Genomic DNA, 20,247 nt, shown 5'->3' with positions numbered 1-20,247 from the left:
CTTTTCCTAGCCCATCCGCCCTGCCGGGAAAGCCGGGCTGGATGCCATCATCCTGCGCCAGCCCAGCGTCAGCACCAGCACGGCGCCGAGCACGCTGACCAGCGCCAGCCAGACCGCGGTCACGCCGCCCAGCAGGCTCAGGGCGAAGGCGATCGCCAGGTTGCAGCCGGCTTGCAGCGCCAGCTTGAAGAAACGCGCCAGGTCGTAGTTCGGGACGCTGTGGCCGAGGTCTCCCAGCAGGCCCGTCATCGCCAGCTGTCCGCCGAGGCAGCAGGTACCCACGTAGCGCGCCAGGATCTCGCCGTCGGCGCCGATCAGCCAGGCCGCCAGCAGGATCACGCCCACCAGCATGCCCCAGCTGACCAGCGCGGCCTTCAACAGGCCCGCGGCAAGGCGGCGGTTCAGCAGGGCCGCATCGCCGGCCAGCGGCGTCAGGCGGAGCAAGGCCTGTTCGCCGGCTGTCCTGCGCAATTGCTGCGTGAGGTGGGCGGTGCTGAACATGACCATGAAACCGGAAACCGACATGCCGAAGCCCAGCATCCAGTCGCTCGCGCCGAAGGCCACCGGGCGGCCGAACAGCAGCGGCAGCAGGCCCAGCGCCAGGGCGATGGCCAGCAGGATGGCCGCGCCGGCCACCCAGGCGCTCCAGTGTCCGGACGGGCCCAGCGCATGCATCAGCATCGTGCCCGGCCTGCGCCGGCGGCAGTCATTGCGCAGCGCCGGGCCATAGGCAAGCCGGCTGCTCCAGGCGGCGCCCTGATTCGAGGCGATGTCGCGCGTCTCGTAACGCTTGAGGGTCGCCGCGGCCTTGGCATGGCCTTCCATGTGGCGGTCGCCGCCGGCCGGGTACAGCCGCAACAGGGTCCAGGCGGACAGCAGCACCAGGACCACGCTTTCGATCGCCAGTCCCGGCGTGCTGGTCATGGCTGCGACCAGTTCCGCCGGCAGCAGGCGCCTGGCGATCAGCGGCCAGTTCGAGGTCAGCACGATCAGGCCGATGGCCTGGCGCATGCCGGTGCGCATCAGGGCCGCGCCCAGCAGGTAGGCGGCGATCAGCGGAAAGAACCGCCAGCTGCCGAAGGCGAAGGTCACGCCGGCGGCGATCAGCAGCCAGCCGCCCGCCGCCATCTGCATCAGGCGGCGGCGCTGGCGCGGCACCAGGCGGGCGTTGGACGCGGAATTCATCAGGACCGAGGCGGGCAGGAACTGGACCATCCAGATCAGCGTCAGCCAGCCGGCCGCGACGCCCGTCTCGAACTTCGCGAAGACCGGCGCCGGCATCAGGCCGCCCAGGCGCAGGGCGAGGCCGCCCAGCATCAGCAGCAGCGCCAGCCAGTTCAGCCAGCCGCCGGTATTCCCTTCGCGGGCGCTCACGGCCGCCGCCCAGATGCTGCGGTAGTCGCGCCATGCGCCGGCATGTGCGTTCATGGCAGCATTCATTTATTCACCTCGCGGGTCATCTCGATGAACAGGTCTTCCAGGCTGAGGGCTTCGACGCGCACGCCCGGCTTGCCGGCCAGCTGTTCGAGCTGCTCGCCCGCCGCCTGCACGATCACGCTGGTCATCGCGCCTTCGTGGGTGCGGCGCAGCTCGCCGTCCAGGCGTCCCGGCGGCAGTGCGTGCGGCGCCGCGACGATGCGGCGCGCGCCTTCCAGCAGGGCGTCAGTCTGGCCCTGCAGCGCGATCTTGCCGTCCTTCAGGAAGGCCAGGTCGAAGGCCACGCGTTCGAGGTCGGACAGGATGTGGGTCGAGAACACGACCGTGGTGCCGCGCTCGATCACCTGATCCACCAGCTCGCGCAGGAAGTCGCGGCGCCCGACCGGGTCCAGCGCGGATACCGGCTCGTCGAGCACCAGCAGCTCGGGCTCGTGCGCCAGCGCGCGGATGATGGACAGGCGCTGCTGCTCGCCGCCGGAGAGCTTCTTGATCGGGCTGTTGCGCTTGAGCTGGTCGAAGCCCCAGCGCGACAGCAGGCCCTCGACCTTGGCCTTGTTCCAGCGCGGGTACATGGCCTCGAAGTAGTCCAGCATCTGCACCGGCGTGAGCCACTCGAACAGGTCGGATTTCTGCGGCACGTAGCCGATGCCGGCGCGGGCCTGGTCCGACAGCGCGGCTGCATCCTCGCCGAACAGGTTGACGCTGCCGCCATCGATCTCGCGCAGGCCGAGCATGCACTCGAGCAGGGTCGACTTGCCGGCGCCGTTGCGGCCCAGCAGGCCGATCACCTGGCCGGGCGCGACCTGCCAGTCGAGGCGGTCGAGCACCTGGCGGGCGCCGAAGTGTTTGGTGACGGACGACATCTGGACGAACGCTGCATTTTTCTTATTGATCATGGTGCTTCCTTCAGGATCGTGGCGAACAAGGTCAGGACGGTGTCGGGGTCGAGCTCGAGCTGGCGCGCCTCGAGGGCGGCGCGCTCCAGCGCGGGACGCAGCAGTTCGGCGCGGTCGGCCGGTTTGGCCGGTGCGAAGTCGGCGACGACCATGCCCAGCCCGCGGCGGCGCGCCAGCACCCCTTCCATCTCGAGCAGGCCGTAGGCCTTGGAGACGGTCATCGGATTGAGGGCCAGCCTTGATGCGATCTCGCGCACCGAGGGCATGCCGTCGCCCGGCTTGAGCTGGCCCGCGGCGGCAAGGCGGCGCACCTGCTCGACGAGCTGGCGGTAGATCGGTTCGGACGAGCCGGTCGCGATCGAAAACAGGTTGGCGGTATGGTCGGTCATGCTGTCTAGTGTATTAAGTGATTAATACAGTAATACTCGTGGTTTGCTTCGTCAAGCTCTTTTTACAACGGTTAGAAAGCGTGACTATTTCTTTTGGTTAAACTGTCAAAATACCGGGCATCCAGTTTGTACTAGCATCGCCATGCCTTTTTCCTCCCTCGCGGACATCGACCCGTTCACCGGCGAGTTCGCGTCACGCACGAACGAAGCCGCTTTTCTCGACCATCGGCTGCCGCAGACCCAGCCCCTGCTCGGCTTCACGCTGGCCTTCTGCACGCTGTTCTACATGGCGTTTGCGGTCACCGACCTGGCCGTGCTGGGGTTCGGCGCGGATTTCCTGTCGCTGTGCGGTGCACGCCTGGTGGTCGCGCTCACGGCCGGCACGTGCGCATGGCTGGCCTACCGGCGGCCGCTGACGGTGAATGCGACGCGGCTTGCCGCCTCGCTGTCGGAAGCGGTGGCGCTGGGCTGCTTCATGTTCATCGCGATCCACCGTCCGGCCGAATTCCATTGGCACGCGATGTCGCTGGCGATCATGCTGATCGTCGTCTACCTCTACATCCCGAACAGTTTCGTCAACGCGTTGCTGCTGGCATTCGGCGCCACCGGCGTCTTCGTGGCCATCGCGCTGCACCTGGGCCGGCTGAGCCACGCCGACGTGGTCACGATGAGCATGCTGCTGGTGCTCGCCAACGCCTTCGGCGCCCTGGCGGCGCGGCGCTTCAACCGGGTGTCGCGCGAGGAGTACCGCGCCCAGCGGCAGCTGCAGCACGCGGCCGAGCGCGACCACCTGACCGGCTGCCATAACCGGCGCTACCTGCACGACAAGCTGATGACGCCGCTGGCGCAGCAGGCCCTGTGCGCGCATGCGCGCGTGACCGTGGTCCTGTGCGACATCGACAACTTCAAGCGCATCAACGATAGCTACGGCCACGCCGACGGCGACGAAGTCATACGCAGCTTTGCACGCCTGCTGGTCGCGATGACGCGCGAAGGCCTGGACAGTGTCATCCGCTATGGCGGCGAGGAATTCCTGGCGGTCCTGCCCGGCGCCTCGCTCGACGACGGTATCGCCCTCTCCGAGCGGCTGCGCAGCCGGTTTGCGGCGGCCGCCACCCCATCGGCCGACGGCGAGGAGCGCATCCGCACGACCGCCAGCTTCGGCGTCGCTGCCGGCATCGCCGACCTGGATACCGGCCCCGCGCTGCAGGAGCTGATTGCGGCCGCCGACAAGCTGATGTACGAGGCCAAGCGCGCCGGCCGTGACTGCGTGCGCGCGCTGGAGGTGCTTTGAAACCGGCAAAAAAAGACGGCTCCACAGGGGAGCCGTAAAAGAACCCGGACGCCAAGCCGTCCGGGCCGGGAAACGCGCGGACGGAGACGTGTCCACGCGGGGAACTACTGAAAACGATTTATACGATGACGGCTGCGGCGATTACAGGTGCGGCGTAATCAGCGGCATCAGGTCGTCGAAGGTGCGGCCGCTGCCGTTCTCGCCGATCGCGTGCATCTTCCATTCGCCGTTGTGGCGGTACAGCTTGGCCATGATCTGGGCCGTGTGCGAACCCTGCACCGACAGGTCGTAGCGCGCGATCTCCTTGCCGTTGCCGGTGTCGAAGATGCGGCAGAAGGCGTTCTGCACGGTCGAGAAGTTCTGGCCCGTGAAGCTGTTCACGGTGAACACCAGCGACTTCACGCCCGGCGGCACGCTGCGCAGGTCGACCACGATCTGTTCGTCGTCGCCATCCCCGGCGCCGGTGCGGTTGTCGCCGGTATGAACGATGCTGCCGTCCTTGCTCTTGAGCTGGCGGAACCAGACCACGTCAATCGGCCGGTTCGATTCGTCGAACAGGACCACCGAGGCGTCCAGGTCGACCGGCTGGCCCTGGCCGCCGCCGAAGCCGAAGAAGCCCTTGCTCTTGGCGACGTCCCAGCCCAGGCCCATCGTGACGCGCGACAGCGCGCCGCCGGCTTCCTTCTCCAGCGAGATCTTCTGCCCTTTTTGCAGGTTGACTGCCATGTTCTTGCTCCTTTGTTGAGTGAGTCCGCTCAGCGCGCCGGCGTCTGCATCCAGGCTTTGAATGCGGCGCGGTTGCGCGAACAGACGTAAATCTTGCCGCGACCGGAGAAGCGCAGGACGATGCCCTCGCCGCTGGTCTGGCTGTTGATCAGGTTGCCCAGGAAGCCGCTGCTCTGCCCCGTCGTCATCGAAATCTCGTAGCGCAGGGTCGAATCCCAGGCCACCACGTGCGAGTTGTCGATGATCGCGTCCTTGCCCGGTTCGACTTCCAGCATGCTCATCGAGCCGAAGCCCGACACCACCAGCTGGCCGCTGCCGCCCGTCTCGGTGACGAAGAAGCCGCCGCTCTGCGCGAACAGGGCGTTGCCCAGGCTCTGGGTGCGCACCTTCAGTTCCACGCCCGAGCTGGCCGCGACGAAGGCGCCGTCGCTGATGATGTACTGGCTGCCCGCGCCGCAGTCGACGATTTGCATCGCCCCCGGCAGGGTCGGCGAGAGCAGGCAGTCGCCGTCGCCGCGGGTCGCTTCGATGTGCTGTTGGAAGAAGGACTCGCCGTTGGCGAAGGTGCGCATCAAAGCGCTGCCCAGGCCACCGCGCATCTTGCCCTTCAGGTCGAGCGTCGATTCCATCATGACCATCGCGTCGGATTCGCAGTAGATGGTCTCGCCGTGGCGCATGGACACGTGCAGGAAGGGATCGACGTCTCCGGTTACAGTAAATTTAGGCATAACTTGGCTCCCGTGGCGGGGGTCTCGATGACATCGAGCCCCCTTTATTTTGTTGGTTAAAAAATCAAACGTTCACGCCGTAGTTCTTGGCGAGGGGGCCGAGGCCGCCGTTGAAGCCCTGGCCGACCGCGCGGAACTTCCAGTCCGCGCCGTTACGATAGACCTCGCCGAAGACCATCGCCGACTCGGTGGAACCGTCTTCGGACAGGTCGTAGCGGGCGACTTCGCTCTGGTTGGCGTCGTTCACGCAACGGATGAAGGCCTTGCCGACCATGCCGAAGTTCTGGCGGCGGGTATCGCCTTCGTGGATGGTCACGGCCAGCACGACGCGGTCGACATCGGCCGGCACCTTGGTCAGGTCGATGCTGATGCTCTCGTCGTCGCCTTCGCCGGCGCCGGTACGGTTGTCGCCCGAGTGCTGCACCGAGCCGTCGGCCGACTTGGCGTTGTTGTAGAAGATGAAGTCGGCATCCGAGCGCACTTTGCCCGACTGGTTCAGCAGGAATGCGACGCCGTCCAGGTCGAATGCGGCGCCATCGGTGGCGCGCACATCCCAGCCCAGGCCCAGCTTCAGCTTGGACAGGCCCGGTGCTTCTTTCGACAGGTTGACGTTGCCGCCTTTTTGCAGACTGATAGCCATGTTGAATCTCCTTGTAGTTGAACACCCTTGGTACTACCGCAGCGAACTGGTGTTCTGCCGTTCGCCGCGGAATCTCTGCGTGGGCACGGGGTGCCCACCCTACCTATTACTTAATGCTTTCCAGCTCTTTGTGGCTCACGCTCATCGCTTCCATACGCTTGCGGTAGCGGATCGAGCTCCACACCGAGGCGCCGATGAAGGCCACGCCAGCCAGGCCGGTCACCAGTTCGGGCACATGGAACTTCATGCTCGCCAACATGATGAAAGCCAGGATGCCGATCGCGTAGTGGGCGCCGTGCTCCAGGTAGACGAACTGGTCGAGCGTGCCCTTGTCCACCAGGTAGACCGTCAGCGAACGCACGAACATCGCACCGATCGCCAGGCCCAGCATGATGATCACGACGTCGTTGGTGATGGCAAACGCGCCGATCACGCCGTCGAAGCTGAACGATGCATCCAGCACTTCCAGGTACAGGAAGCCGCCGATACCGCCGCGCTTGACCATGTCGCCGACCTCGCCGCCGCCCTCTTCCGACTTCTCGAGCAGGTTGCTGATCACATCGACACCGACGTAGATCAGGATGCCCCACAGGCCCGACATCAGCACCACCATCTTCTGGCCCTCGGCCACCAGCGACAGGCTGGCCATCAGGGCGCCGATCGCGATCATCACCGAGATCGAGGACACCTTGCCCAGCGAGCCGAGCTTCTCTTCGACATGACCCAGCCAGTGGTGTTCCTTCTCGTCGTCGAACAGGAAGTTCAGGAAGACCAGCAGCAGGAACATGCCGCCGAAGGCCGCCACCTCAGCGTGGTGGTTGGTCAGGTGCATCGAGTACTCTTTCGGGTTCTCCAGCGCCATCTTCCAGACGTCGCCCATGCCAAGGTCGGCCGCCACCGCGACGATCACCAGCGGGAACAGCAGGCGCATGCCGAACACGGCGATGATGATGCCCACGCCCAGGAACAGCTTCTTCCAGAACTCGTCCCAGGTCTTCAGGACCGAGGCGTTCACCACCGCGTTGTCGAAGGACAGCGAAACTTCCATCACGGCCAGGATGGCGGCAATGCCGACCGCGGACAGCGCCGTCGCCCAGCCGCCGTGCGTGTAGCCCCACCACCCCGATGCAGCCAGGCAGAGTGCGGTGACAATGAATGACACCCTGAAATGTTTCATCTTGGTTTCCCTCTTGGTTTGTTTCGTTGTTGATATGGCGCAGTGTAGAGAGGTGACGGGAAAGGAAAAAGCGAAGATAATGAGAGTATTACTTCGAAAAATACTGAGACACTCATCCACGCCCTATGAAAAGCGACCTGAATTTCCGCCACCTCTACTACTTCTGGGTGGTCGCCAAGGAAGGCGGCATCACGCGCGCCGCCGAGCGCCTGGGCCTGGCGGTGCAGACCGTCAGCTCGCAGCTGACCCTGCTCGAGCAGTCGCTGGGCAAGACCCTTTTCTCGCAGCAGGGCCGGCGCCTGGTGCTGACCGAGGCCGGGCGCGTGGCGATGACTTATGCGGACCAGATCTTCCTGCTGGGCCTGCAGATGCAGGAAGCGGTGACCGAGGCGGACAGCGGGCGCGTGCGCCTGTCGGTCGGCATCTCGGACTCGCTGCCCAAGCTGTCGGCCTACCGCATGCTGGAAGCGGCAATGAACATCGAAAAGAAGGTGCGCCTGGTCTGCTACGAAGACCAGTTCGAGGCCCTGCTGGCCGATCTCGCCCTGCACAAGCTGGACGTCGTGCTGACCGACCGCGAAGTGCAGCCGGGCAGCGCGCTGAAGGTCTTCAGCCACCAGCTGTTCTCGAGCGAAATGCTGGTGGTGGGATTGCCGGGGCTGGCGGCCGAGTGGGGAAAAGATTTCCCGAAGAATCTGAACGGCGCGCCCTTCCTGCTACCGACGCGTAATAATGCCCTGCGCGGCAAGATCGACGAATGGTTCCTGCAGGCCAACGTGAAGCCGGACGTGGTCGGCGAATTCGAAGACAACGCCCTGCTCAACACCTTCGGACGGCGCGGCCTCGGCCTGTTCTTCGCACCGGCGGCCCTGGCTGCCGACATCGAAGCGCAGTTCGGCGCGGTGCAGGTCGGGGCGGTGCCGGGCGTGCGCGAGCAGTTCTACGTGATTTCGAACGAACGCAAGATCAAGCACCCGGCAGTCGAGGCCATCCTCGCGGCGGCATCGGCTGAGCTGTACAATGGTGCGGCATTGCCCGTTGAATAACCTACATTTGTATGCAAAATCTATTATTTGTCGTTCTGGCGCTGTTCCTGGTGGCGCTGAACGGCTTCTTCGTGGCGGCCGAATTCGGTATCGTCACGCTGCGCAAGACCCGCGTGCGGGCGATTGCGAAAAGCAGCGGCCTGCGCGGCCGCATCCTCTACAAGGTCCATAGCCAGCTCGACGCCTACCTGTCCGCCTGCCAGCTCGGCATCACGCTGGCCTCCCTGGGCCTCGGCTGGGTCGGCGAACCGGCCTTCGCGCGCATCCTCGAGCCGGCCTTCGCTCTGCTCGGCGTCACCAACGAACAGCTGATTCACGGCGTGTCCTTCGTGATCGCCTTCGGCGTGATCTCCTTCCTGCACATCGTGGTGGGCGAACTGGCGCCGAAGTCGCTGGCGATCCGCACGCCGGAAGCGGTGGGCCTGTGGAGCGCGCTGCCGCTGTACGGCTTCTACTGGGCCATGTACCCGGCGATCTGGCTGCTGAACGCCAGCGCCAACATGGTGCTGCGCGTTGCCGGCCTGTCCGGCGCCGGCGGCCACGAGACCCATTACTCGAACGAAGAACTGAAGATGATCCTGCGTACGAACACCAGTACGACAGGGGAAAAGGAAAAGTTCACCCACGACGAACGCCACATCCTGGCGCAGTCGCTGGAGTTCGGCGAGCACTCGGTTTCGGACCTGATGCGCCCGATTAACGAGGTGAGCGCGCTGTACGCCAGCCGCTCGCTCGAGCAGAACATGGACACGATGCGCCGCAACCGCTTCTCGCGCTACCCCTGGTTCGACGAGGAAGGCGAGGAAGTGCTGGGCGTGATCCACCTGAAGGACCTGTTCTTCGCCCAGCAATCCGGCAAGATTGTGACCGACCTGACCGAGTTCCTGCGGCCCGTCGAGACGATCTCGGCGCGCACCCCTGCGCTCGAACTGTTCCGCCGTTTCCGCACCGGCGCGCCGCACTTTGCGCTGATCGGCGAAAAGGGCAAGCGCCCGGTCGGATTCATCACCCTGGACAATCTGCTGGGCGCCATCGTCGGCGAGATCCGCGACGAATTCCGCCTGAATGAAAACGACTGGATCAAGCAGGCCGACGGCACCTTCATCGGCAAGGCCAGCCTGCCCATCGTCTCGCTCGAGCGCGTGCTCGGCATCGACATCGACAACGAGGCCATGGGTCTGGACGAAGTCGAATCGGTGGGCGGCCTGCTGATGGCCAAGCTCGGCGACATCCCCAAGCAGGGCCAGCGCATCGAGTTCCCGCGCTTCGACGTGGTGGTCAAGAAGACCAACGGCCCGCGCATCCTGCTGGTCAAGGTGATTCCGCGCCTCGAGCGCGGCGCCGATGAGGACGAGCTGGACTGAGGCCGCCGCAGCAGCCCTGCGCGTTCAACGGTCGGCAATACAGCCTCGCTGCCGTTCATACCGCGCTTTGTGCAGCCTGTCGCACAGCGGACACCCAGACGTCCGGCCCGGCCTACAGTAGCGTATCGCCACTGGCCGGAGCTCGCATCATGCTGGAACTGCAGAACGTCACCAAAACCTTCGGCAAACAGGTCACGGCCGTCGCCGGCCTGTCGCTGCGCCTGGAACCGGGCGTGGTCGGCTTGATCGGCCACAACGGCGCCGGCAAGACCACGCTGATGCAGATGATCGCCACGCTGACCAAGCCAACCGGCGGCAGCATCCTGTTCGACGGCCAGGACATCGTCGCGAAACCGGAGACGATCCGGCGCCGCCTGGGCTATCTGCCGCAGGACTTCGGCGTCTACCGCAACGTCTCGGCGCTCGAATTCATGCAGTACTTCGCCGCCCTCAAGGGCGTGCGCGATCCGGCCCGCATCCGCCGCCTGCTGGAGCTGGTCAACCTGCACGACCAGGCCGGGCGCCAGGCCAGCAGCTTCTCGGGCGGCATGCTGCGCCGCCTCGGCATCGCCCAGGCCCTGCTGAACGATCCGGACGTGCTGGTGGTCGACGAGCCCACCGCCGGCCTCGATCCGGAAGAACGCCTGCGCTTCCGCAACCTGCTGGCCGAGCTGGGCTTCAATAAACTCGTCATCATTTCCACGCACATCGTGTCCGATGTCGAGAGCATCGCCGGCCAGCTGGCCATCATGCGCAACGGCCGCCTGGTGGCCTGCGACACGCCGGACGCGATCCTCGGCCGTGCGCGCGGCCAGGTGTGGTCGGCCAATGTCGACACCGACGAATACGAGATCCTGCGCGCCACGACCCACGTGCTGCATGCGGCGCGCCAGGGCGGGCGGATGGCACTGAGGATCGCGCATCCCAGCCTGCCCTGCGCCGGCGCGACGCCGTCCGAGCCGAGCCTGGAAGAAGCGCTGATGGCGCAGCGCTACGCGGTGAAGGAAGCGGCATGAACGCGCATGCCGTGCGCACGCTGGCGCTGCTGGAAGCGCGGGTGCGCCTGCGCCGGCTGTCGACGCTGGTGACCTTGCTGGCCGTGGTGGCCCTCAGCTGGCTGATGATCTCGGATCCGGCCGACGGCATGACCCTGATGGCGATCGGGAAGGCGCGCGTGCTCTATACCAGCTCCGCGCTGGCGATGGGCAGTGCGGCGATGGCCTCGCTGCTGTTCGGACTGGCCGGCTTTTATCTGCTGCGCGGCCGCATGGCGGAGGACGTGCGCAGCGGTCTCGGCGGCGTGATCGGCGCCAGCCCGGCCAGCAATGCCTTGTTCGTTGTCGGGCGCTGGTGCGGCGGCGTGCTCTATCTGTCCGCGCTGGCCGCTGCCTACATGGCCACCATCCTGGTCTGCCATATGCTGCGCGGCGACGGTCCGATCGAGCCGCTCGTGTATCTGCAGACGTCCGTGCTGGTGCTGGGGCCGATGCTGCTGTTCGCCGCCGGCTGCGCGGTCCTGTTCGACAGCTGGGCGCCGCTGATGGGCAAGCGCGGCGACCTGCTGTACTTCATGTTCTGGGTCGCGCAGATGGGCATGCTGCCCACCACCACCCAGGGCATGGGCGCGCCGCCCTCCGCCATCCCGGTCGACTTCAGCGGCATGAGCGCCGTGGTGACCGCGCTGTCGGCCTGGGTCGACATCCACGAGATGATGCTGGGGATCGCCGACTTCGACCGCGCGACGCCGCCGCTGGTGCTGCCGACATGGCTGTGGACCGGCGAGCTGGTGGCCATGCGCGTCCTTGCCGCCTTGCTGGCCCTGCTGCCCCTGCTGCTGGCCGTGCGCCTGTTCCACCGTTATTCACCCGACCGCGTCAAGCCGGCGCGCACGCATGCGCGGCGCTCGCCGCTGGCCCTGCTCAACGGCTGGCTGCGGCCGCTGGCGCGGCTGGCGCAACCCCTGTTTGCGCTGTCCGCGCGCCTGCCCGGGATCGCCGGCCAGGCCCTGGCCGACGTCGCCCTGACCCTGGCGTCGGCGCCGGCCGCGATCGCCCTGCTGCTGGCGGCCCAGGTGTTCGCGCTGGCTCTTGAAATCCACGCGCTGCCGCCGCTGGCGCTGGCCTGCGTGGCTTGCTGGGGTGTGCTGGCCAGCGACCTGCCGACCCGCGACGGCGATGCCGGCTGCGCCCTGCTGGCTGCCGCGGCGCCGGGCGGGAGCGCGCGCCGCTACTGGCGCCAGCTGGCGGCAAGCCTGGTGCTGGGCCTGATGTTCACCGGCCTCGCCATGCTGCGCCTGGCCGCCCACGAGCCCTTACGCGCGGCAGCCCTGCTGGCCGGCGTGTTCGCCCTGGCTGCCCTGGCCAGCCTGCTGGGCCGCACCAGCGGCAGCGCGCGCACCTTCCTGGCGCTGTTCCTGTTCGGGCTGTATCTCGGCATCCAGCTTCACAAGGCCCCGCTGGCCGACGTCGTCGGCTTCCACGGCACGGCGACGGCAGCCTCGGTGCTGGTCTGGCTGGGTGTGGGGCTGAGCGCCGCGTGGGGCGGGCATCTGTGGAACCGCCGTCCTGACTTAACATGAAAGGAAACGATCGAATGCTGCATCGAATGACCGGCGTGCTGCTGACCGCCGCCATGCTGTGCGCCGCCGCTGCGCAGGCGCAGGCGCAGGACATCTTCGACCCTAGCAGGCTGAAAGGCCCGGCCAAGGGCAAGCCGAACGAGGTGCTGGTGCTGGGCACGGCCCACCTGTCCGGATTGAAGGAGTTCTTCCAGCCGGCCAGCCTGCGCCTGCTGAACGAAAGACTCGCCGCCTGGAAGCCGCAGATCATCGCCATCGAGGCGCTGTCCGGCATGCAGTGCGACCATGCGCGCCGCTTCCCGCACCGTTACAAGGACACCGTTACCGACTACTGCTGGGACCCGGCGCCGGCGCAGGCCGCAACAGGCCTCGACGTCCCCGCTGCGACCGCCGAAGCCGAGCGCCTGCTGGCCGCCTGGCCCGCATCGCCCTCGCCGGCGCAGCGCCGCCACCTGGCCGCCGTGTTCCTGGCCGGCGGCGAGCGCAGCTCGGCGCTGGTGCAGTGGCTGCGCCTGCCGGAATCCGAGCGCCATGCCGGCGATGGCCTCGACGACAAGCTGGCCGCCATGCTCGACCAGCTGCGCGACAAGCGCAACGAGAACTACCTGATCGCGGCGCCGCTGGCGGCCTCGCTCGGCCTGGAGCGCATCGTCGGCATGGACGACCATACCTCGGACGTGATGATCGCGGACGAACAAGGCTTTGCCACGGCCGTCAGGAAGGCCTGGGACAACCCGGCGGCGGCACAGCGCAGGAAAGCGGATGAAAGCTTCCAGCCCACCCTCGGCAGCCCGGAAGGCGTGCTGGCGATGTACCGCGCCATCAACGGCCCGTCCCAGGCGCGGCTGGTGTTCGACGGCGACTTCGGCGCCGCGCTCGAGGAAGGCTCGCCGCAGCAGTTCGGCCGCAACTACGTGGGCTACTGGGAGACGCGCAACCTGCGCATGGCCTCGAACATCCGCGATGCCATCGCAGGACAGCCCGGCAGCCGCACGCTGGTCGTGGTCGGGGCCGCGCACAAGGGCTACCTGGAGGCTTACCTGAACCAGATGCACGACCTGCGCATCGTGCCGGCGCTGCAGGTGCTGCGCTAGCGCCTACCGGCTCACCGTTCACCGCAAGCCATGCACGGGTCGGCGCAATCCACTGGACCGCCGGCCCGCTGCCTTCTACCTTGGGAGCTTTCCACATCAGGAGTTCCCATGCGCGCATTCTTCTCTTCGATCCTGCTCGCCGCCTGCCTGGCCAGCCCGGTGCAGGCCGCGGACCATCCTCATGCCGCCGATGTCGCCGCCATCAACCAGGTCGTCGAGCAGTTCAAGGCCGCCATCATCGCCCACGACGGCAAGACCCTGGACAGCCTGTTCCTGCAGGACCACGATAGCTGGCTGACCGTGGCCGACGACAAGAGCTGGGCCGACATCAAGCAGCGCCATCCGACGGCGCGCAAGTGGTTCGGCGGCGCCCGCAGCAAGTTCGTCGAGTACGTCCAGACCAGCCCCAAGCCGATCGAGGAACGCTTCTATAACGTGCGCATCGATACCAATGGCGCGATCGGTTCGGTCTACTTCGACTTCGACTTCCTCAGCGACGGCAAACTCACCAACCGCGGCAGCGAGAGCTGGCAAATGGTGCGCGACGAGGATGGCTGGAAAATCGCCGCAATGCTGTATTCGATGGGTAAGTAAGACGCTAGAATTGCCGCATGAAAGTCGAAACCCCGCTGCTCGTTCCCCTGCTCGCCGCCCTGCCGGTGTGCGCCTGCATGGCCATTCTCGGGCTGCCGTCCTTCGGCCACGGTTATTCCACGGCCTTCCGCACCTTGTTCTTCGTGGCCTGCCTGCTGTGGCTGGTGCCGCTGGCGCTGCTGCAGCGCGCGCTGTGGCGCCGCGAGTGGCGCTGGCTGCCGATGGGGATGCTCCTGCTGGCCGCCACCTATGCGATGTCGATCTTCAATTCCCTGCTCGGGCAACGCCTGGCCATCGACCTCGGGCTGGAAACCGGCTACCGCTGGGACATGCTGGCGGTCGGCCTGGACGGCTGCTGGCTGGCCCTGATCGCCTTCTGCGCGGTGCATGCGGTGGCGGTGTACTACCTGTCGCTGCAGCGCACCCGGCTGCAGCTCGCACAGGCCCAGGCGGCCGCGCGCGAGGCCGAACTGCGCGCCCTGCGCCTGCAGGTCAATCCCCACTTTCTGTTCAACTCCCTGAACGCGGTGTCGGCGCTGGTCGCGAGCGGGGCTAACCGCGAAGCCAACCGCATGCTCGGCTGCGTGTCCGACTTCCTGCGCGCTACCCTCGCCCACGACGGCCGCCACGAGCATTCGCTGGCCGAGGAACTGGCGCTGACCGAAGCGTATCTGGAGATCGAAAAAGCGCGCCTGGGCGAACGCCTGCGCCTGACGATGAAGGCCGGTCCCGACCTGCTCGACAACGCCGTGCCCTACCTGATGCTGCAGCCGCTGATCGAGAATGCGATCCGCCACGGGATCGCACCGCTTGCCGCGCCGGGCCGGCTCGACATCCGCGTCGAGCGCGAAGCCGCGCGCCTGCTGGTCGAGGTGCGCAACGACGGCAGCCAGCCGGCGCAGGCGGGTGCAAGCGGCATCGGCCTGGCGAACGTGGGACAGCGCTTGCGCCACCTGTACGGCGATGCGCACCAGGTCGACGCCGGCTGGGACGCGGACGGCCGCTTCGGCGTGCGCATCGCCCTGCCCTTGCGCTGCGTGGACGCCGCGGCATGAAGATCCGCGTCGCCATCGTCGACGACGAGCCGCTGGCGCGCCTGGCGGTCAAGGTCCGGCTCGCGCAACGCAGCGAGTTCGAGCTGGTCGCGGAGTACGGCGACGGCGACAGCGCCGCTGCCGGCATCGCCGCGCTGCGTCCGGACCTGGTGTTCATGGACGTCCAGATGCCGGGCAAGAGCGGCATCGAGGTACTGGCCGCGCTTCCGCCGCGCCAGCGCCCGATGGCGGTCCTGCTGACGGCCTGGGACAACTTCGCGCTGCAGGCCTTCGACCTGGCCGCCATCGACTACCTGCTGAAACCCGTCGACGACGAGCGCCTGGATGAAGCCCTCGACCGCGCGCTACGCGCCTGGCCTTACCGCCGCAACGATGCCGCTGCGGCGCCGTCGCCGTCGCCCGCGCAATGGACGCGCAGCTTCAGCGTGCGCAGCGGCACGCGCACGGTGCTGGTGCCGGCCGGCGATGTCGAGCGCATCGAAGCCGATGGCGACTATGCGACGCTGCATGCAAACGGCAAGACCTGGCTGGTGCGTGAACGCCTGCACACGCTGGCCACCCAGCTCGACCCGTGCGTGTTCCAGCGCATCCACCGCTCGACCATCGTGCGGCTCGACATGATCGCCGAGCTGCGCGCCCTCACCAACCGCGACGCCCTGCTGCGCCTGCGCGACGGCAGCCTGCTGCGCGCCAGCCGCACCTACATGCCGGCGCTGGCGGATGCACTCGACCACCTCAACAAGAAAACCGCCTGATGCACACTGCTTTCGACAACACCCGGCTCAAGGGCCTGGACACCTTGCGCGCGCTCGCCATCGTGCTGGTGCTGCTGACCCACTACAACGGCTTCGTCGCCCGCGACTCCATCTTCGGCTTCATCGGGGACGTCGGCTGGGCCGGCGTCGACCTGTTCTTCGTCCTGAGCGGCTACCTGATCGGCAACCAGCTGCTGGCGCCCGCCGCGCGCGGCGAACCCTTGTCGCTGAAGGCCTTCTTTGCACGCCGGCTGCTGCGCACGCTGCCGAACTATTACGTGGTGCTGGCCGTGTACCTGCTGCTGCCGCACAGCGTCATCTGGGGCAAAACCATGGCGCCGGTCTGGCGTTATCTCACGTTCACCCAGAACTTCGGCCTGAACTACGGGGAAACCTTCACGCATTCCTGGTCGCTGTGCATCGAGGAGCAGTTTTATCTCGTGCTGCCGCTGGTGGTCATGCTGCTGGTGGGGACGCGGCGCTCGCCGCGCCTGCTGTGGTGCGCGATCGCGGCAAGCATCGGTGCCGGCATCGCGACGCGCGGGATCAGCTTCATGAACGGCCAGGAAGCGTTTTCGGCGCCGGCCTATTACTCGACCTGGGCCCGCTTCGACGAGCTGCTGCCCGGCGTCGCCATCGCCATGCTGAAGAATTTTCATCGCGGCTTGTTCGACCGTCTGCTGAAGCATGGGAACGCACTGCTGGCGGTGGGCCTCGTCATGGCGGGCGCGGTGCTGTACGGCGTGCGCTACGAAGCGCCGAGTCCCTTCCTGGCCTCGACCTTCGGCTTCTCGCTGACGGCGATGAGCTTCGCCCTGCTGACCTGCGCGGCGCTCAGCCCGCATTCGCTGCTCAACCGCGTACGCATTCCAGGCGCCGCCAGCCTGGCGCTGTGGTCGTATGCGGTCTACCTGGTGCACAAGCCGGTCTTCATGGCGCTGCGGCCGGAGCTGGAACGCCGCGGAATCGATCCTGACGCGCCGCTGACCATCGTGGCGGTGATGGCAGCCGGGATCTTCGGCGGCTGGCTGTTATTCCGGCTGGTGGAGACGCCGTTCATGCGGCTGCGGGCGCGGTGGTTTCCGGCGCAGGCGCAGAAAGCGTCTTGCCCGCCCGCCGCGCAGCCCGCCGTATCGATTGGTGAAGAGAGCGTCCACAGCTCAATGCGTCGTTGAAGCTTCAGGCAAGGAAGTGTGCGTTATACACCCGGCCAGTTTTATTCAGGTGTATCTACTACTGCGCGGAAGGTGATTTCCACTAATTGCGCGGGAAACGCGAGTCGAGAAACGCCGATCATTAGAACTTTTCGATTCCTTGCAAAACCGCTTCCCCCTGCTCGTTCTTGAGCAGGTTTTTTAGGTCAAAAACAAATCGGTCGATAGCATTGGGTTCGACGCCCATGTCTACCTCGACTCGGTTCTTGCTGCCGGGACCGTACGATGGAAGGTAGTTGGACTCCAATTGCACTCGACAGGCGCAGCGCCCTGTCGCATCGAGGATTGAGAACGCGAGGCCAAGGTATCCGTAGCTATCGGGCATCCCGAATTGGAACTCAAGGGATTGTGTGGGGCCTTGGGGAAAGAGCCTGAGTCTTGAGGACAAGTCCTCGACCGCGTCTGTAGTCGTGTAGACCTGTGATACTCCTCTAACCCCCCGGCTAGCTACTTCGACGGCTGCAGTGATCATGCCGTCATCTGCGTCAACCCCAACAATACGAATCACGAGCCCAAATTCCATCGTTTCCCCTTAGGTCTACGGCAAAGACCGCTTTTGGCCGTGGATTCAACTGGTGAACGCAACACTCTAAGACGTATGGAGGAGTGTTCACATGAAGCGGAAAACCCGGATCTATTATTCAGACAGCCAGAAGGCACTGATGTGGGAGCGATGGCGGCAAGGCGATTCGCTTCAAAAGATTGCCCAACTGTTTGATCGAAACCACTCGTCAATAGAGAGGATTCTGGCTGAGACTGGCGGGATATGTCCAGCGCAACGATGTCGTTCTCGGTTGTCGCTAACGCTGGCAGAGCGAGAGGAAATTTCACGTGCCGTGGTAGCCGGCAAATCGATCCGCTGCATTGCGGCCTCCCTTGGGCGAGCACCATCGACAGTTTGTCGGGAAATTAAACGAAATGGTGGCCTGGAAAGGTACCGTGCAACCCAAGCCGATCAATGCGCTTGGGATCGAGCGCGCCGTCCCAAGCCATGTAAGCTCGTGATGAATCGAACACTGGCCAATATCGTGGCCAGCAAGCTCCAGTTGCAGTGGTCGCCAGAACAAATAGCAGGCTGGCTCAGGCAAGCATACGCGAGTGACGAGGACCATCACGTGTCACATGAAACGATCTATCGGAGCCTCTATATTCAGGCCAGAGGCGCCCTGAAGAAAGAATTGGTTGAGCATTTGCGGCGCACTCGAACCATGCGCCGATCCCGGCATCACACGCAGAAAACAGACAACCACGGGCGAATCGCTGGCACCGTGTCGATTAGCGAGCGGCCAGCCAGCGCAGACGATCGTGCTGTACCTGGGCATTGGGAGGGCGACTTACTGTTCGGAAGTCACAACAGTCAGATTGCTACGCTCGTCGAGCGCCAGACACGCTATGTAATGCTGGTGAAGACGGCTGGCAAAGACACCGAGTCGGTGATTAACGCGCTGATCGAGAACGCCGGAAAGCTGCCGCAGGAGCTCTACAAATCACTCACCTGGGACCGCGGAAAAGAGATGGCTGACCACAAGCGTTTTACGCTCGACACCCATATCCAAGTATATTTCTGCGATCCTCACCATCCTTGGCAACGCGGATCAAACGAAAATACCAACGGGCTCTTGCGGCAGTATTTCCCGAAGGGCCTCGATCTCTCAAGCTACTCGCAGGAAGAACTCGACGAAGTGGCAAGGCGGCTAAATGAGCGTCCCCGAAAAACACTAAACTACCAATCACCTGCGCAACGATTTGCTGAGTGTGTTGCGTCCACCGATTGAATGCGCAGCCGATAGCGGACCTACCTAGTGCGTCCGCAGCCGATCCGCAGCGAACATGTAGAGTCAGTCGACTGGGCGAGCAATCGGTCGCATCGGGGATCATTTTTGTTAGGGGGGCCAAGCTCCGCAACCCTAGGCGACGTTGATAGCGTCGACCCGGTCAGGGTAGAACGCCAGGTGAGACGCAATTTGTGCTGCTGCAGAAAACGGACGTTCATAAGTCCACACGGCGTTCACGCCGCGTTGTCCACCCGCTGGAATACTGAAGTAAGTGCAGTCCCCTTTGTAAGGGCAATACGATACATGGTCGGTCCGCTCGAGTTGATCCATGCGAACGTCGTCGCGCGGGATGTACAGGACTGCCGGATAGCTTGCTTCCTTCAAGGATAGCGCTCGCGTGCTGTCCGCAATGACGGTTCCGGCCAGCGTCACTGTAACGCGGCGCAATTCGGGCGTGATCGTGATTGGATGGTCCGGCCCGGGCAGTTTCATGGTCCTGTTCATACGGTACCTCCGAAAATAATGGACGAAGCGCGGGTAAAGAACCTGCCGCGCAACGCGTTAAAGGGTAACGACAATCTCTCGACCTGACCGTTGCCGGCCAAAGCAGACTACCACGGCCGCCCGCTACTGACTCAAAGCAGACTCGTTCAATCGCGCGATATCCATTGTTCGAACAGCGCGCGACTTCAAGCTTCGATCAAGCCTTGTTGTCCAGTTCAGGGATGCCACTGCTACGATCGGCATATGCGGCTTGGAAGCTCGGACGTTGCTGCCAGCGCTGCCAGTAGGCATCCAGGAACTCAAAACGCTCGTCCAGCGGCGTCGCATTCACCGGGAACTTCGAGAACGCGATCGCGGTTGCCAGCGTAATGTCGGCGAAAGTAGGCTCATCACCTCCCAGCAGCCATTTGCGTCCGTCCGAGAGATGTTTGTTGACCAGTGCAGCATGGGCCAGCGCTTCTTTACGGCAGTGTTCGCCCCAAGCTTCGTTCTTCGTCAGTTCGAGTTTAAAGCCGAGACCGGTATGCAGAACATGGAATGCCGTGACGATGCGATACAGGATGTGAACCCAGATGCGGTTATCCCACATGTTGTCCAGGCCCTGTTCTAGCGGCGTGTTCCCCATGATCTTGCGGCCGGGGTAGGACTGGTCCAGGTAACGGACCACAGCTGCCGTTTCGGAAATGTAGCTACCGTCGGCGAGCTCGAGGGTCGGGGTCTCACCCCAAGCATTCATTTTCAAGTGACGCCAACCACGCTGTTCACCGACTGGCGTCATGTCGTAAATGGTCTCCTGGAACTGATCAGCGATTCCTTTTTCATGCATGAACAGGCGCAGACGCTGCGGGTTGGGGAAAGCCGACGGCGAGGTGAAAACGTTCAGTTTGCTAGTCATTTCCAAAGTCCTTAAGTAAGTCGAGGTGTAGGCCAAACCAACTGCTTGAGTAGCGTGGCCTTGGCGCGTTGTTGTTGAAGCAGTGA

21 protein-coding genes are annotated in these 20,247 nt (G+C 64.9%); 11 read left to right on the top strand and 10 right to left on the bottom strand.

Translation table 11 applies throughout. The features are described from left to right. Positions 1-6 precede the first annotated feature (6 nt). From AC07PE_RS13385 to AC07PE_RS13375, 3 genes are read right to left on the bottom strand one after another with little or no spacing between them, the layout of a single operon-like run. Complete coding sequence (locus AC07PE_RS13385; RefSeq protein ID WP_498765133.1) at positions 7-1,428, bottom strand: hypothetical protein; 1,422 nt, start codon at positions 1,426-1,428, stop codon at positions 7-9. 8 nt (positions 1,429-1,436) lie between these two features. Continuing rightward, the gene (locus AC07PE_RS13380) at positions 1,437-2,333 is read right to left on the bottom strand and encodes an ABC transporter ATP-binding protein (RefSeq protein WP_498765131.1); all 897 of its coding nucleotides are present in this window, start codon (positions 2,331-2,333) and stop codon (positions 1,437-1,439) included. Then, on the bottom strand, positions 2,330-2,722 hold the full coding sequence (locus AC07PE_RS13375) for a GntR family transcriptional regulator (RefSeq protein ID WP_498765129.1): 393 nt from the start codon (positions 2,720-2,722) through the stop codon (positions 2,330-2,332). Before AC07PE_RS13375 ends, AC07PE_RS13380 begins: the two co-directional genes overlap by 4 nt. 142 nt (positions 2,723-2,864) lie before the next feature. On the opposite strand from AC07PE_RS13375, the gene AC07PE_RS13370 reads away from it, so the two are divergent. Next, positions 2,865-4,016, top strand: coding sequence for a GGDEF domain-containing protein (locus AC07PE_RS13370; protein WP_498765127.1), 1,152 nt, complete (start codon positions 2,865-2,867; stop codon positions 4,014-4,016). 141 nt (positions 4,017-4,157) lie between these two features. On the opposite strand, the gene AC07PE_RS13365 is transcribed toward AC07PE_RS13370, so the two are convergent. The 4 genes from AC07PE_RS13365 to AC07PE_RS13350 all read right to left on the bottom strand — a co-directional run bounded on the left by AC07PE_RS13365 (position 4,158) and on the right by AC07PE_RS13350 (position 7,287). Continuing rightward, on the bottom strand, positions 4,158-4,742 hold the full coding sequence (locus tag AC07PE_RS13365) for a TerD family protein (RefSeq protein WP_498765125.1): 585 nt from the start codon (positions 4,740-4,742) through the stop codon (positions 4,158-4,160). Positions 4,743-4,771: 29 nt separating this feature from the next. Beyond that, positions 4,772-5,470: a TIGR00266 family protein gene (locus AC07PE_RS13360; RefSeq protein WP_498765123.1), complete on the bottom strand. Its 699-nt coding sequence runs from the start codon at positions 5,468-5,470 to the stop codon at positions 4,772-4,774. 64 nt (positions 5,471-5,534) lie between these two features. Continuing rightward, entirely contained in the window at positions 5,535-6,110 is a 576-nt protein-coding gene (locus AC07PE_RS13355) for a TerD family protein (RefSeq protein ID WP_498765121.1), read from the bottom strand. A 106-nt stretch (positions 6,111-6,216) separates the two neighbouring features. Beyond that, positions 6,217-7,287, bottom strand: a complete 1,071-nt coding sequence (locus tag AC07PE_RS13350) for a DUF475 domain-containing protein (protein ID WP_498765119.1) — start codon at positions 7,285-7,287, stop codon at positions 6,217-6,219. A gap of 125 nt (positions 7,288-7,412) precedes the next feature. Between AC07PE_RS13350 and nhaR the strand changes: the two genes are divergently transcribed. The 9 genes from nhaR (at position 7,413) to AC07PE_RS13305 (ending at position 16,948) form a co-directional block, all read left to right on the top strand. Next, complete coding sequence (gene nhaR / locus AC07PE_RS13345; RefSeq protein ID WP_498765117.1) at positions 7,413-8,333, top strand: transcriptional activator NhaR; 921 nt, start codon at positions 7,413-7,415, stop codon at positions 8,331-8,333. 11 nt (positions 8,334-8,344) lie between these two features. Continuing rightward, on the top strand, positions 8,345-9,697 hold the full coding sequence (locus AC07PE_RS13340) for a hemolysin family protein (protein ID WP_498765115.1): 1,353 nt from the start codon (positions 8,345-8,347) through the stop codon (positions 9,695-9,697). 149 nt (positions 9,698-9,846) lie between these two features. Next, a complete protein-coding gene (locus tag AC07PE_RS13335) occupies positions 9,847-10,713 on the top strand; it encodes an ABC transporter ATP-binding protein (protein ID WP_498765113.1) in 867 nt (288 codons plus the stop codon). Beyond that, entirely contained in the window at positions 10,710-12,275 is a 1,566-nt protein-coding gene (locus AC07PE_RS13330) for a hypothetical protein (protein WP_498765111.1), read from the top strand. Before AC07PE_RS13335 ends, AC07PE_RS13330 begins: the two co-directional genes overlap by 4 nt. 14 nt (positions 12,276-12,289) lie before the next feature. Then, the gene (locus AC07PE_RS13325) at positions 12,290-13,369 is read left to right on the top strand and encodes a DUF5694 domain-containing protein (protein WP_498765109.1); all 1,080 of its coding nucleotides are present in this window, start codon (positions 12,290-12,292) and stop codon (positions 13,367-13,369) included. Between the two features lie 108 nt (positions 13,370-13,477). Continuing rightward, complete coding sequence (locus AC07PE_RS13320; protein ID WP_498765107.1) at positions 13,478-13,963, top strand: nuclear transport factor 2 family protein; 486 nt, start codon at positions 13,478-13,480, stop codon at positions 13,961-13,963. A 17-nt stretch (positions 13,964-13,980) separates the two neighbouring features. Further along, complete coding sequence (locus AC07PE_RS13315) at positions 13,981-15,018, top strand: sensor histidine kinase (RefSeq protein ID WP_498765105.1); 1,038 nt, start codon at positions 13,981-13,983, stop codon at positions 15,016-15,018. Further along, the gene (locus AC07PE_RS13310) at positions 15,015-15,773 is read left to right on the top strand and encodes a LytR/AlgR family response regulator transcription factor (protein ID WP_498765103.1); all 759 of its coding nucleotides are present in this window, start codon (positions 15,015-15,017) and stop codon (positions 15,771-15,773) included. The genes AC07PE_RS13315 and AC07PE_RS13310 overlap by 4 nt, the downstream gene beginning before the upstream one ends. Further along, entirely contained in the window at positions 15,773-16,948 is a 1,176-nt protein-coding gene (locus AC07PE_RS13305; protein ID WP_498765101.1) for an acyltransferase family protein, read from the top strand. Before AC07PE_RS13310 ends, AC07PE_RS13305 begins: the two co-directional genes overlap by 1 nt. A 121-nt stretch (positions 16,949-17,069) precedes the next feature. Here AC07PE_RS13305 and AC07PE_RS13300 read toward each other — a convergent pair whose 3' ends face one another. Then, on the bottom strand, positions 17,070-17,510 hold the full coding sequence (locus tag AC07PE_RS13300) for a hypothetical protein (protein ID WP_498765099.1): 441 nt from the start codon (positions 17,508-17,510) through the stop codon (positions 17,070-17,072). A gap of 91 nt (positions 17,511-17,601) precedes the next feature. On the opposite strand from AC07PE_RS13300, the gene AC07PE_RS13295 reads away from it, so the two are divergent. Continuing rightward, positions 17,602-18,762: an IS30 family transposase gene (locus tag AC07PE_RS13295; RefSeq protein ID WP_498765097.1), complete on the top strand. Its 1,161-nt coding sequence runs from the start codon at positions 17,602-17,604 to the stop codon at positions 18,760-18,762. A 132-nt stretch (positions 18,763-18,894) separates the two neighbouring features. Here the strand turns inward: AC07PE_RS13295 and AC07PE_RS13290 are convergent, their stop codons facing one another. Together AC07PE_RS13290 and AC07PE_RS13285 are read right to left on the bottom strand one after the other, a co-directional pair. Further along, positions 18,895-19,266 carry a DUF427 domain-containing protein gene (locus AC07PE_RS13290; RefSeq protein WP_498765095.1) on the bottom strand — a complete coding sequence of 124 codons (372 nt, stop codon included), beginning with the start codon at positions 19,264-19,266 and terminating at the stop codon, positions 18,895-18,897. A 196-nt stretch (positions 19,267-19,462) separates the two neighbouring features. Further along, a complete protein-coding gene (locus tag AC07PE_RS13285) occupies positions 19,463-20,161 on the bottom strand; it encodes a glutathione S-transferase family protein (protein ID WP_498765093.1) in 699 nt (232 codons plus the stop codon). Positions 20,162-20,247: the final 86 nt, after the last annotated feature.

It is taken from the genome of Telluria sp. GW821-FHT07G12 (assembly GCF_059418525.1).
Note: the sequence above shows the minus strand (reverse complement) of the source record. Positions and strands in the feature narration are given on the sequence as shown.